The sequence below is a fragment of the Candidatus Marimicrobium litorale genome (assembly GCF_026262645.1).
Classification (GTDB): domain Bacteria; phylum Pseudomonadota; class Gammaproteobacteria; order Pseudomonadales; family Halieaceae; genus Marimicrobium; species Marimicrobium litorale.
This window is the reverse complement of the sequence record NZ_SHNO01000001.1, coordinates 2572355-2585887: the sequence shown is the minus strand read 5'-3', so window position 1 is coordinate 2585887 and position 13533 is coordinate 2572355. Positions and strand designations below refer to the sequence as shown.

Annotated in this window: 11 protein-coding genes; 5 read left to right on the top strand and 6 right to left on the bottom strand. The window is 55.4% G+C overall.

What is annotated here, in order from left to right; genetic code table 11:
- Positions 1-209 precede the first annotated feature (209 nt).
- Positions 210-590 (top strand): VOC family protein, encoded by a 381-nt coding sequence (locus tag EYC82_RS11595; RefSeq protein ID WP_279249694.1) that lies wholly within the window; start codon positions 210-212, stop codon positions 588-590.
- Between the two features lie 45 nt (positions 591-635).
- Here EYC82_RS11595 and EYC82_RS11590 read toward each other — a convergent pair whose 3' ends face one another.
- Genes EYC82_RS11590 through EYC82_RS11575 form a run of 4 tightly spaced genes read right to left on the bottom strand, consistent with a single transcriptional unit; the run spans position 636 to position 6902 of the window.
- Positions 636-2642 (bottom strand): acetyl/propionyl/methylcrotonyl-CoA carboxylase subunit alpha, encoded by a 2007-nt coding sequence (locus EYC82_RS11590; RefSeq protein WP_279249693.1) that lies wholly within the window; start codon positions 2640-2642, stop codon positions 636-638.
- Complete coding sequence (locus EYC82_RS11585; RefSeq protein WP_279249692.1) at positions 2635-3444, bottom strand: enoyl-CoA hydratase/isomerase family protein; 810 nt, start codon at positions 3442-3444, stop codon at positions 2635-2637. The genes EYC82_RS11590 and EYC82_RS11585 overlap by 8 nt, the downstream gene beginning before the upstream one ends.
- Positions 3445-3477: 33 nt before the next feature.
- Positions 3478-5100, bottom strand: a complete 1623-nt coding sequence (locus EYC82_RS11580) for an acyl-CoA carboxylase subunit beta (RefSeq protein ID WP_279249691.1) — start codon at positions 5098-5100, stop codon at positions 3478-3480.
- Entirely contained in the window at positions 5097-6902 is a 1806-nt protein-coding gene (locus tag EYC82_RS11575) for an acyclic terpene utilization AtuA family protein (RefSeq protein ID WP_279249690.1), read from the bottom strand. Before EYC82_RS11575 ends, EYC82_RS11580 begins: the two co-directional genes overlap by 4 nt.
- Before the next feature lie 309 nt (positions 6903-7211).
- Here EYC82_RS11575 and EYC82_RS11570 point away from each other — a divergent pair, with 309 nt between their 5' ends.
- Both EYC82_RS11570 and EYC82_RS11565 read left to right on the top strand, forming a co-directional pair.
- Complete coding sequence (locus EYC82_RS11570) at positions 7212-7841, top strand: RHS repeat-associated core domain-containing protein (protein ID WP_279249689.1); 630 nt, start codon at positions 7212-7214, stop codon at positions 7839-7841.
- A gap of 94 nt (positions 7842-7935) precedes the next feature.
- On the top strand, positions 7936-8295 hold the full coding sequence (locus EYC82_RS11565; protein WP_279249688.1) for a hypothetical protein: 360 nt from the start codon (positions 7936-7938) through the stop codon (positions 8293-8295).
- A gap of 76 nt (positions 8296-8371) precedes the next feature.
- Here EYC82_RS11565 and EYC82_RS11560 read toward each other — a convergent pair whose 3' ends face one another.
- Positions 8372-9583, bottom strand: coding sequence for a TCR/Tet family MFS transporter (locus tag EYC82_RS11560; protein WP_279249687.1), 1212 nt, complete (start codon positions 9581-9583; stop codon positions 8372-8374).
- Between the two features lie 230 nt (positions 9584-9813).
- On the opposite strand from EYC82_RS11560, the gene EYC82_RS11555 reads away from it, so the two are divergent.
- Both EYC82_RS11555 and EYC82_RS11550 read left to right on the top strand, forming a co-directional pair.
- Positions 9814-11016, top strand: a complete 1203-nt coding sequence (locus tag EYC82_RS11555; RefSeq protein ID WP_279249686.1) for an acyl-CoA dehydrogenase family protein — start codon at positions 9814-9816, stop codon at positions 11014-11016.
- On the top strand, positions 11016-12140 hold the full coding sequence (locus EYC82_RS11550) for an acyl-CoA dehydrogenase family protein (RefSeq protein ID WP_279249685.1): 1125 nt from the start codon (positions 11016-11018) through the stop codon (positions 12138-12140). The genes EYC82_RS11555 and EYC82_RS11550 overlap by 1 nt, the downstream gene beginning before the upstream one ends.
- Before the next feature lie 33 nt (positions 12141-12173).
- Here the strand turns inward: EYC82_RS11550 and EYC82_RS11545 are convergent, their stop codons facing one another.
- Positions 12174-12977: an enoyl-CoA hydratase/isomerase family protein gene (locus EYC82_RS11545; RefSeq protein WP_279249684.1), complete on the bottom strand. Its 804-nt coding sequence runs from the start codon at positions 12975-12977 to the stop codon at positions 12174-12176.
- Between the last annotated feature and the right edge of the window lie 556 nt (positions 12978-13533).

The window sequence follows — 13533 nt, the reverse complement described above, 5'->3', positions numbered from 1 at the left end:
GTATAAGAAGTTATCCTAGCGAACGCATTGTCTTCAAGCAGTATTTTGACCGTGTAAACAACGACTCCGAATGTGAGGCGCAAAATCAGTAACTTAGGGAGCTTCCGGACATTTCATAGGGTTTTTAGGACTATGAGTGACTTCACGCTAAGGGCGTCCTCTACTTCGTTGCTGACTTTCTTGGTAAAACCTGCCCCTGAGAAAATACAATGACCACAGATACTGTTCGCATTCATCACTACAGCCTCGCGGGTCCCCGGGAGGTGCTGGATGTTGTTGTCGAGTTTTATCGCAAGGTGCTAGGACTGGAAAAAGGCTTTCGTCCCGAGTTTGGCGGCATCGGAGGATACTGGCTGTATGCGGGAGACGAGCCAATCCTGCACCTCGTCGAGGATCCAGGTCGCTGCAGCGAAAAAGCCGGTTACTTCGATCATGTGGCGCTGCGTTGTACCGACCTGCAGGGCGTGCGTGCGCGGTTAACGAAGTACGCTATTCCCTACGCCGAGTTGGCATCGGAGGAGGTGAGCCAGCTGCAAATTTTCGTGACTGACCCCGCTGGAACCTCCGTCGAGTTAAATTTCCAACTTTAAAAACTTACCGTTTTCCTGTCTGCGCGCCTAATCACTGATGCGCTATTACGACGGTTCGACGTCGATCTCTATCAGTAGTTCATCGATCGACACCTGCGTACCGGCGGCAATCGCAACCTTTCTGACCCTACCTGCGACGTCTGCGACAATCTCGTAGTGCATTTTCATGGCCTCCAGAATGGCGAGCGGCTGGCCAACGCTAACCGCGTCACCGACATCGACTCGCAGTTCCTGCAGCATGCCATGCATGGGAGCGACCACGTTGCCGCTGCCACCGGCGCTATCCTCGCTCACTTCCACTTGGATTAAATCCCGGTAAGCCGCCGTGCGTCCATCGATAGAGACATACAAGCAGGTTTGGTCTGCCCGATAATAACGTAGGGCATGGCGCCGATTATCGATGAGTACATCCGAGTGTGTCTCTCCGACAGACAACAGAGTAACGAACACTTCCTGCTCATCACCGGTCACCCGGTAGCATTGTTGATCCAGTGGAGAGATGGACAAGTCATGATGTTGTTCGCCGTGCTGATAGTGTTTGCGGTAAACCAGCGGACTGGCGCTGGACCAGTCGCGCAATTGCGGCGCTACCAGTACGCTGCGGTCATGCAAATCGCGGAACTGTAATTCGACCTCCAGTACCGCAGCGGCCGCACTCTCCGCCAGCGAGGGTGGGCGAGCGATCAGCTCATCCTGTGTAAATTCCTCGTCAATGAAAGCGGTTGTGGCCTGTCCTGCGGCGAAGCGCGGTTTTTCCAGGCAGGTCAGCAGAAAGTCCCGGTTGTGCGTTGGCCCGAACAATACGGTATTCCGAAGAGCCTCCACAAGGCGAAGGCGTGCAGTCTCGCGATTGGGTCCTGTGGCTATAATTTTTGCCACCATGGGATCGTAAAAAGGAGAGATATCCTGTCCGCTGCGTATGCCATCGTCAACTCGTATTCCTGTGCCGGAGGGAGGCGACCACAGTGCGACCAGACCTGCGGTGGGTAAGAACTCCTGAGCCGGGTCTTCAGTATAAAGTCGTACTTCGATGGCGTGTCCGGAGAGTGCGACGTCCGATTGCGAAAAACCCAGCGGTTCGCCCTGTGCAACTTGTAATTGCAGGGCGACGAGATCGCGTCCTGTGATCAATTCGGTGACCGGGTGTTCAACTTGTAGTCGTGTATTCATCTCTAGAAAATAAAAGGCGCCGTTTTCATCGAGCAAAAACTCCACGGTGCCTGCCCCCTGATAGGCGATACTGCGGGCGGCAGCAACGGCGGCGTCGCCCATGGCTTCGCGCAGAGAGTCAGTCATGACAGGACAGGGAGCTTCTTCCACTACCTTCTGATGACGGCGCTGCACGGAGCAGTCCCGCTCTCCGAGGTGAACGATATTACCTTGGCTATCACCAAATACTTGCACCTCCACGTGGCGTGGACGCACAATTGCTTTTTCCAGAATGAGTTCATCGTCCCCAAAGGCGGAGAGTGCTTCCGCGCGAGCCAGCTCGATGGCGCGAGCCATTTCGTCCCTGTGCTCGACCAATCGCATGCCGCGTCCGCCCCCCCCAGCTGAGGCTTTCACCATTAAGGGCAGATCAATTTTCGATCCCTCTGCCAGCAATCGGTCATTGTCTTGTTGTTCTCCCTCGTAACCGGGTACACAAGGTACCCCGGCTGCAATCATACGGCGCTTGGCCTCTGCCTTATTACCCATGAGGCGAATCGCTTCTGGATCCGGCCCGATAAAGACCAGTCCAGCCGATTCACAGGCCGCAGCGAACATTGCGTTTTCGCTTAAAAATCCGTACCCCGGATGAATAGCCCCAGCCCCACTGGTTTTGGCTGCCATCAGTATGTTATCGACCAAGAGGTAGGATTCGTTTGCCGGCCCGGCCCCGATCAGGATCGCGTCGTCCGCCATCGATACATGGGGCGAGCTCGCATCTACATCGGAGTATACGGCGATGGTGCGATACCCCTGATCCCGCGCCGAACGAATTACGCGGCATGCGATTTCTCCGCGGTTGGCGACCAGAACGCTAGTAAAGCGATTAACAGATTTACTCATCGGCCCACCTCGGTTTACGTTTTTCGATAAAGGCCGAGACACCTTCCCGGCCCTCCTCGCTGAGCATGCAGTCGGCGAAACCCCGAGCCGCGAAATCCAGCACGTGAGACCTCGGCTGCCGGGTAGATTCAAATATGATTTTTTTGGTTACAGCATTTGCGCCGGGTGCACACAATGCTATCTGCGCGAGCACTTCGTCGCAGATTCTTTCCATGTCTGCGGTGTCCTCTGCGACCACGTGTCCGATACCGAACTGGACGGCATCTGTACCCTCGAAACGAGCGCCGGTGAGCATGAGTCGTCGCGCTGTCGTGAGCCCTACACGTTCAGTGACAAAGGGTGCGATCTGTGCGGGTGGTATGCCGAGACTGGTTTCAGAGAGACGAAATTTTGCATTCCGGGTTACTATGGTGACATCGCCGGCGCAGCAAAGGCCAAGGCCGCCGCCGATGGCGGCGCCTTCTACCAGCATAATCACCGTCTGCGGCTGCTCATTCAGTTTTATCATCAGGTCGCCGAACATCCGGTTTGCTGTTGCCACATCATCGGCGCTGGGCGGCACATCCTGCAGGCCTGATTTGAACGCCTTTATATCGCCACCGGCGCAAAATACGCCGCCCTTTCCCCGAATAACCAGCGTGCGCATATCGCTGTCCGTCCGGGCTGCGTCCAGTACCGCGTGGAGTTCTTCCACCATGTCGTCTACCAGCGCATTTTTTACCTCGGGACGGTTGAGCCAAATCGTGAGCACGCTGCCCTCATGTTCCAGCAGCAGGTTTCGGGTATTGGGTAATTTCAGCATCGCGTGTTCTCCGTTTCCTACTGGCCGTGACTGTTACATCCGCGCGATGCCGAAGCTATTTGGCCTCGGTGTGCGGTGACGTGATTCCCAGACAGTTTCCATCAGGAAGCCTAAAGTGTTGCGCGTATCTCGGGGGTCTATCATACCGTCATCCTGCAGGTGTCCGGAGGTATAGAAGGCGCTCGCTTGACTGTCAAATACATCGGCAAGAAATGCCTCCTGCTTCTTCAGTGTTTCTTCATCGGTGGCCTGGTCCTGTGCCGCGGCCTTGGCGCGAGCAACCTCTGACATGGTTTTCGCCGCCTGTTCACCACCCATTACGCCTGTTTGAGCATTGGGAAAGGTGTAGAGAAAATCCGGATCGAAATTGCGGCCACACATGCCGTAGTTTCCAGCTCCGAAGCTCGCCCCTGTCATCAGTGTGATACGCGGCACGTCGATATTCTGTACGGCCTGAATCATTTTTGAGCCGTGCTTGATCATGCCGGCCCGTTCGGATTGAGTGCCCACGATATAGCCGGTAGTGTTTTGCAAAAAAATCACTGGCAAGTCTGATTGATCGCACAGCTGCAGGAACTGTGTTGCCTTGGTGGCTCCGGCAGGGTCTATTGGGCCATTGTTCCCCAGGATGCCACAAGGCATGCCGAAGATGCTGGCATGCGTGCAGATTGTGGCCGCACCATACCGTGATTTGAACTCCATCATGTCAGATCCGTCTACCACGCGCGCCAGTAGTTCGCGCATATCGTAGGGCTGTCGGTAATCACAGGGGATCACTCCGGCGATCTCGTCGCTGTCATAAAGCGGATCGCTATAGTGACGTGGCGGCGGTTTCGAAGTATTGCGATTCCAGTCTAGACGCTTCACCAGTTCGCGGCACATCTGAACCGCCTCGCCGTCGTTCTCTGTCAAGTATTCTGCCAGGCCAGAGACACTGGCGTGCATCGATGCTCCGCCCAGTTCTTCTTCTGTCGCGATCTCTCCCGTTGCGGCCTTGAGTAGTGGTGGGCCAGCAAGAAATGCGCGGCCGTTATCCTTTACGGCGATTACGTAGTCACTTAACCCGGGCATGTAGGCACCACCGGCGGTAGAGGAACCGTGCAGGATTGAGATGACGGGAATGCCCGCCCTGCTCAACTTGGCGAGATTTCCAAACAAGGCGCCCCCTAGCAAGAAATTTTCTACCGTATAGTTGAGCAGGTCGCCACCGGCACTTTCAACCAGATGGATGAATGGGAGCTTTTGTTGTATTGCGATTTCTTCGCTGCGCCGTATGCGATACGCGCCGGCTTCGGTCAGCGAGCCCGCCATGATGCCGCTGTCATCTACCACGACAACGCAGCGCATGCCGCCAACGAAGCCGATTCCGGCGATAATGGTAGATCCAGCAATAGACTTATCTGGATCCTCCGTGTCCAGCAGATAGCCTGCCAGGTTGCCCACCGAAAGAAAGGGCATGCCTGGGTCTAGCAGGCGCGCGAGACGTTCACGCGGTGTAAGTTGGCCTCTTGCCTCGAATCGAGGGCGGCGCTTTTCGGAGATTATCGCACCGCGGGCGTTGAGTGTTTCGAGGCGCGCGATAAGCGCGAGCATATCGGCTCTGTTTCTGGTGAAACTCTCGGAACTAACGTTAATTTTTGTTGTGAACACTGTCATGCAAGAGACTCCGCGATAGAGCTCGTAATTGTGACGGGACACGATAGCAGTAACTGTGCATAACCTTTGCCCTGTGGATCGTTGCGAATGCTGGCGACGCCGCCGCCACCCAGCACATCGTGCAGGAGAAAATTGAGCGCACTTGAGCCCGGCAGCAGGAAGCGCTCGACATTTTTATTGCCAGAATCTTCGAGGAAGTGGGCGAAGCGCTTCTGCACTACCGACTCAGTGATAGAAGCGCAGATATAAGGAAGGTACTCTGGCCTGCGCGCAATGATTCCTATGTTTGCCTTGTCGCCTTTATCACCACTGCGCCCCCAGGCCAGTTTGATAAGAGGCACCTCTACCGCGCCTTTAATCGCGCCGGTAGTGGGATACTCAGGCCGCGATATGGCGGAGATGTTCAGTACTTTACCGTGGGCTTCGTCGGAATGTTCAGTGTGGCCGTCCAGCGCAATCTGTACCCTGAGCTCTGCTTTAGCGATGGCAAAGGAGAACAAACGTACGACCGGGGAAGGTGCTGGGCGGCTGCCGGCAAAACCGGATAGACCGGGCGGCGCTGCCAGTGCCAGTCCCACGGTTTCCTTTAACATAATACCTATCCCGGCCTGCAAGGAATGTTTGGCTGCGAGCTTCATTACGACTTCGCGGCTACTGTCGATGGTGCTGAAGTCACCGAACTGGCTTTCCGCACCCATCACCTCGACGCTGGTTTCGATGAAATCGGGCAGTCCCGCCGCCTCGAACTGGTTGCGGGCAGCTTGAAATATTGCTTCACCCAGCACTCGCGCTTTTTTGTCGGCCTCCAGACCGTAATAGGAAAGATAGGTACCTCCGCGGAATGCATCTGCATAGGTGCAACTTACCTTGTATGTGTCTGGTGCAGTGCGGCCCATGGCTCCGCTTACCCTGACGCGGTGCTTGCCTATTTCTTCAATTGTGGCAGTAGAAAAATCGCACGTCACGTCGGGCAGGACGTAGGCTTGTGGATCGCCAATCTCGTACAACATCTGCTCGCTAACCGTACCTGCATTGACGAGGCCACCCGTATGGGGAGGTTTGGTGACTACAAAGCTGCCATCTGCTGACACCTCTGCTATCGGATAACCCATGGTGGCCATGTCGGAGACCTGTTCCCAGTCAGTGAAATTACCGCCGGTGGCCTGCGTGCCGCATTCCAGTATGTGACCGGCAAGTGATCCCATGGCGAGGAGATCGTAGTCACTGCGGTCCCAGTCGAAGGCGTGGATGCAGGCGCCCAGCGTGACCGCACTGTCGACACAGCGACCGGTGATAACAATATCAGCGCCCATTTGCAGCGCGCGGGCTATGGGAAAGGCGCCGAGGTAGGCGTTTATGCTCAGTACGGAGTCAGTGGCGGGGAACGCAGCTCCGCTGAACATTTCAGCAACGCCGCTTGCCGCAAGCGGTTCTTTCATCGTGAGGAGGTCGTCACCGGTAATACAGGCCACCGTGAGGTTTAGCCCCTGTTCTTCGATCTCGGTGCACAGCGCCGCGGCGCACGCCTGGGGGTTCACGCCACCTGCATTGGAGACCACTTTGATGCCTCGTTGGGCAATCGCGGCAAGGTTGGGTTTCATTGCTGCTGTGACAAAATCTATCGCGTAACCGCGACTATCGTCCTTCGCGCGCCCCCTCGCCATAATGGACATGGTGATTTCAGCGAGGTAGTCATAAACAAGGTAGTCCAGATTCTCAACGTTAAGCAACTGGGAAGTCGCCCGGGCTGCATCCCCCCAGAATCCGCTGGCACCGCCAATACACAATGCTTTATCGGTCATCTCGTTCTTCCTGTGCTGCGGGAGGCGGACAGTATATTACCGAATCATCGAAAGGGCATAGGACCAATTGGCATCTCTATAGCCATCCTGCGCCGCTGGCGTCGACCGACCGCATTTGGCAGAGTTTACTCATTGTCGACTGTGCGCAAAGGCCTAAACTGTATCCATTGGGCGGCCATTGCGGCCGCTCATGGCAACACGAATATTGAACAGAGGTTCACAGGGATGGTGAACATGCGTTGTATCCTTGCGCTCATTTTTTCAGGACTATTATCGGTTCCTGCAAAGGCGGCGTTGGAACTGTACTATATGCATAACGATCATCTGGGCACCCCACAGATGATTACCGACGGTAATCGAGCTGTCGTGTGGAAGGGTCAGATGACGCCCTTTGGCAGGATGGCCGTGGAGGTAGAAGCTGTCACCAACTACCGGCGGTTCGCGGGTCAGCACTATGACATGGAGTCTGATTTAAACTACAACTACTTCAGGAATTATGACCCCGGTCTTGGACGATATATTCAGTCTGATCCCGTTGGGCTGCGGGGCGGGTTGAATACCTATGCCTACGCGGCCAGCAATCCAGTAGGTAACGCAGATCCATATGGCCTCGATTGGTATCGTCCGCCGGACCATCCCTATAACGCCGGTAGACTAGGGAGCGCTCTTGTGGCGCCAGGATACTCGGGAAATCCCGCTTTTCACGGAGGGTATATAGACGATTATGTTCCAGCCGGACATACGTTTGCAGCCTACCATGACGCATTGGTTGACTACTTAAAAAATGAAAAAGATTGGACCGACCATTGGGCGAATATTCCCACTATGCCAGCTGCCTATACGGCAGCACTTTGGAGAGAGGCTTACAACGCACTCGGCCTGCCTGAGTTTTTGCCAGATCCTGCTTCGTTACACGGCAAAAATGATGAATGTAATTAGCGCGGTCTCTGTCGTGCATAGTCGACTTATTTTTTTAACGATCATCATAGGGGCTTTAGCTGGATGCCAAGTGCGTTATGAGGATAAAAGCGAGATGGCTCCGTACAACAGTATTGTAGGAAAGCGACTGGAAGTCAGCGTGCCAGTGATAGCCTATGGCATCAACGAAAGCTTAAACCCAGAGGGGCCAGTAGACTATATTGAGCTTAGGTCTGAGATCATTGCGGGGCCAGAAATCGTATTTTCTAAATCGTTGAGCATTGGCACGCTGATTAGAATTGATCGAGTCTTGGCTGCAGAAGTCTTTTCCCGAACCCTCCTGCGCTATGAGGTTTCCGTGCTCGATGGGCGCTTCGATAGTGACACCGTGGTAATACCAACTTCCGGAAATTACAGAAACGGCACGCTTGGTCTGGACTTCGCCGTATACAGTGAAGTTGAGTCCAACTTGTAGCGCATGTGCTAGGACCGAAGATGTGAATTTTTTCAGTTATTGGCTGTAGTTCATCATAATCAGCGGTGCGCACCGCTCATGCGCGCCCCATGTTCCTCCTGACTCTCAATAATAATACCAGCGCAAGTAGCGTCAAAATTGCCGCCGCAAAAAATGGCGCGCCTGGAAAATACAGTGGCGCTTCAGGCCCGCTAAAGTAGGCGAACAACTCAGCCATAAACAGCGGGCTAATTATCGTCACCAGCCCGTTCAAGCTGCCAATCGCACCCTGAAGCTCACCTTGGGCGTTGGCAGGAACGCGCTCGGACATCATGCTTTGTATTGAAGGCATTACGAATCCCTGTAAGGCCCCGATAGCGATCACCACGTACATCATCCAGGCAAAGGGGATAAAAGCATAACCAAAAAAACTGATGGCGGTGGCGATCAGTCCGACGACGGCGGTCTTCATCGGGCCCCATAAAGGGAGCACAAGGCGGATAAGGTATGCCTGCACAAAGATCATGGCAACACCCACCGCGCTCAGTGAAATACCGATGTCGCGAGGTGTCCATTGGAATTTTTCTATAGTGAAGAAAGCCCAAACACTGGGTAGCGCGAAGTGGCCAAGGCTGTAGAAAAAAGAGACAAGCAGAAGCATGACAACGACGGGGTATCGCCAAAGCTGCCGGATCGCAGCAAGTGGATTGGCGCGTGCAAGATTAAAAGCGCGACGGTTTTCAGGTTTGAGTGATTCCGGCAGCACAAAAAATCCGTAAATCACGTTAACAAAAGTGAGACCGGCTGCCGCAAAAAAGGGGGTGCGAGGCCCATATTCACCGAGAACGCCACCGATGGCGGGGCCAATAATAAAGCCCATACCGAATCCTGCGCCCAACAACGCGAAATACTGAGCGCGCTTTTCCGGGGGAAACGTATCCGCTATATAGGCGTTGGCAGTACCATAGGTTGACGCTGACACCCCGGAAATTATCCGCCCGAAAAACAGCCATACCAGTGTTGGGGCCCAGCCCATTAGCAGGAAATTGCATCCCATCGCCAGCAGTGAAAATAGCAAAATGGGTCGCCGGCCGTAGCGATCAGACAGGTTCCCCAGAATTGGTGACGCGATGAACTGCATGGCCGCAAAGGTGAACATGAGCAGGCCTGCGATGCGCGCTGCATCGGCCAATCCATCGCCGGTAATGTCCATGATGAGATGGGGTACAACGGGCATGATGATGCCGAAGCCAATAGAATCCAGCAGCACTGTGACAAAAATAAAAGCGAACGCCAGCGTTGGCCGCATGGTACCTCCGGGGAATGGCGGCCAGACTATCACGGGGTTTTACCCTGGTATACATCTGCTCAGAAGAAGGGAGTAGCCGGCTTTAAACGACTGCGGTGTGATAACGGACGTTGATGTCCGTCGGGCAGGTGGCTATTCTATTCCTGCAGAAAGCAAAGGCAGAGCGATTGCGTCGCAGTCCAGTCTGCAGTGATTATGCGAACTGTTTTTTAGATCACAAGAGTACACTTATGGACCTCGCTTATACGCCCGAGTACGAAGCATTCCGACAGGAGGTACGGGACTTTCTCGAAGCCTCTCGCCCCGATTGGCCCTCTTATCAGGCACTTGACCGTATCCCCCAGGAGTACAAAGCATGGCAGGCGCTGTTGATTGAGCGCGGCTATACAGCGCGTAGCATACCCAAACAATACGGTGGTCACGGCGGTGATATGGATCCGCTGAAGTCACATATTGTCGCCGTGGAGTTTGCGCGTGCGCGCGCACCTCGCGCGCTGGCGGGGCAGGGCGTGTCCATGCTGGTGCCGACGTTGTTGCAATTGGGTACACAGGAGCAGAAACAACAATACGTTGCGGCCACCCTGCGAGGTGAAATGCTGTGGTGTCAGGGTTACTCGGAGCCTGGAGCGGGTTCAGACCTTGCCAGTCTTCGCACTCACGCGGTGGAGGATGGCGATGATTTTCTGATAAACGGCCAGAAAATCTGGACCAGTACAGCCCAGCAGGCGGATATGATGTTCTGCCTTGTGCGCACCGAACCCGATGCGCCCAAGCACCGGGGCATCAGTTATCTTTTGTTTCCAATGGATACCCCGGGCATAGAGGTACGACCGCTGAAAACGATGACGGGCCATGCGGAGTTTAATGAAGTATTTTTCAGTGATGTGCGTGTTCCGCAGAGCAGTATGGTGGGTGCCCGGGGCGAGGGTTGGAAGGTGGCGAACACAACGCTGACGTTTGAGCGCGGTATGTTGGGAGACCCCAACGAGGCGGGTCGGCGGGTGAATGATCTTGCTACCCTGATGCAGGAGGAAACTGTGGACGGGGTTAGCCTGATGGAAAACCCCCAGCTGCGCGATCGCTTGCTGCGTTTGCAGGGCAGAGTATTGGCCATGCAGTACAACGGTATGCGGCTGTTGAGCGCCGGGCTGCGTGGCGAGATGATCGTGATGGCGCGCCTCATCGTGAAGCTGCAGGGCTGCGAGCTCAATCATCAGCTCGCGGCGCTGGCTATCGATGCAATGGGTGAATTGGGCATTCTGTATAACGACAGTCCGCGTGTGCGGCGCCGTGGTGAATGGCAGCGTAAATTCATGTTTGATCTTGGGTTAATCATCGGTGGTGGAACGGCACAGATTCAGAAAAATATTATTGCGGAGCGGGGGCTGGGTATGCCCCGAGAGCCGAAGCGTGTTGAGGGAGGTGTTGCCTGATGGATTTTGGCTTGAATGAACAGCAACGCGCGATGCAGGAAAGCTTCGCAGCCTATCTCGATAATGTGACCAGTGTTGAAAAACTGCGCGCGTCACTGGCCGAGGGGCCGGTGCATGATCTCGAAATTTGGCAGGGCATTGTCGATATGGGTTTAACCGGTCTGCTGGTGCCAGAGGCCTACGGCGGTCTTGGCCTGTCCCTGCTGGATGCGGTTTTGGTGCAGGAGTTACTGGGTTCACGCGTTGCTCCGGTCGCCTATGCGCCTGCCGCAGTGCTGGCGACAGTGGCGCTTGTGCTCGCCGGCAGTGAGACACAGAAAGAGCAATGGTTGCCCGCAATTGTTCGGGGTAATTTGCAGGTTGCGGTCGGATTATCCGATGCAGGCGGGGTGCGTGAGGGAGCGGCACTCACATCACGTCAAGGCAAGCTGAGCGGTCGCTTGTTGTTGGTAGAGGGCGCGCCAGATGCACAGTTATTGATTTGCAGTTGTGATGAAGGTGATATCTACGCTATTCCTCGGGAGGCAGCCGGTCTTGAATGGGTGGCGCTGCGCACTATCGATGACACCCGGTGTCACTGGGAGGTAAATCTGCAAGAGGTAAACCCGGAGTTACTCTCGGCCGCGGTGGGCGATGTGGCCTCACGTCTGCTCTCAGCGGGACGAATCTTGCATGCAGCGGATACACTGGGTGCTGCCCAGTCCATGCTCGACAAGGCCGTGGCTTATGCCGGTGAGCGGCAGCAATTTGGACGACTGATCGGCTCCTTTCAGGCAGTGAAACATTTGTGTGCGGAAATGGCGGCAGAGCTGGAGCCCTGTCGTGCGCTGCTGTGGTATGCCGCCCATGCCTATGATACGGCGCCCGCTGAGCATGTGATGATTGCGTGCCACACCAAAGCGCACCTGTCGGAAACGGGCAGCTTTATTGCACGCACTGCTACCGAGGTGCATGGCGGTATGGGTTTTACGGAATTGCTGGGCCTGCACTACTGGTTCAAGCGTATCGGTTGCAACCGGCAATTGTTGGGTGGTCCTGAGCGGCTCCGGGAAGAGGCGGCTCATGCCCAGGGCTGGGGGTTGCCGCCTTCGCGTATTGCCCTGCAGGGCGGAGGGTATCGCTGATTTATCTGGTCTGTGGTTGCGACACGGCTCGCGTCAATTACCCTTGAAATGCGGCGCGCGTTTCTCGAAAAAGGCGCGCATGCCCTCCTGTGCATCCTCACTGTTTTGAGCCAGCAGGAACTGGTCTGCATCCATAAAGCTTACTGCGTTGTCCAGCGCGCCGACACTGCTGTTGATAGCCTTTTTCGCCATGCGCACGGGCACGGGCGGCATCGACGCGACCTGCTCCGCGAGTGCCTGCGCTTTAGCTAGAGCGTTCCCTGATGGAGTGACATAGTCGCATAGGCCCCACTGCTCTGCCGCGATCGCATTCAGAGGTTCAGCCAGTATCAGTAGCTGCTTGGTTTTCGAGGGGCCGATGAGATGTGAAAAGCGCGGTATGCTCTGCCAACTCATATTCATTCCCAATTTTAATTCGGGCACGTAAAAGGAAGCGTTTTCCGCGGCCACTCGCCAGTCACAGGCCACTGCTAGAGCCGTGCCGCCGCCGATACACCAGCCCTCAATAGCCGCGATGGTCACTGGCTCCAGTGCTTCCCAGGCCGCACACATGGCTGGCCCTACCTTGACGAGTTGGCGTTGCTCTGCAATTGTCATGCTGCGGGCATTTGCCGACTCCGGATCGCGAAGGTCCATGCCTGCGCTAAACGTTTCAGGCGTGCCGGTGAGTATGATGGCACTCAGTTCGCTGTCGAACTGTAGCTGCTGGGCCAGCTCGGTCAGTTCCCGCATGAGCGCATTGTTCAGGCTGTTCAACTTGTTGGAGCCCTGGAAGGCCACTTCCAGTACGCGGCCTTGACGTGAAAGTGTCAGATTTTCCCACTGCGAGTTCTTCATGATACTGCTCCCATTGTCTTCTTGCGCCCTGGTCATTCGCATTAACCGGGACAATTGGTATTGTCACTGCGACGGTAACGTTCAATGGTGTGATCTGTGTGCACACTTGCTGCGCCGGTTGGAGAACATTCTGCCATAAGTTTGCGTCTCGCTGGTTATCGCCTGTCCAGACTCACATTGGTTTAGCCTTTCATTGGCTCGACCGACAGACTTTTGGGATTCTGCAACTGCCTATCAAGGCGGGAATGGGCCTCAGCGACACCGTCGCTCACGCTCGGCCTGTATTGCGATCGCTATGCCAACGATTTTGTTGACGGCCAGCGGCACTATGCGGGCTGATGGCCTGTCGGATGGCTGTGCCGCCCGTGTTTCTCAATTGTCTTGCGGCACGGCATAGATGCGACAATTTCGCGCGTAGCAGGGCACGTCTGTTGCATTGCGGTGTGATGAATCCAGTGGGCAAAATTTATCGAGCCCTCGAGAGCAATTGCCTGCAGGCCGTGCTAGCCTATTCAGCGTATTGGACAAAAAAGCGCTTAGTGCGCGGGATGTAAGT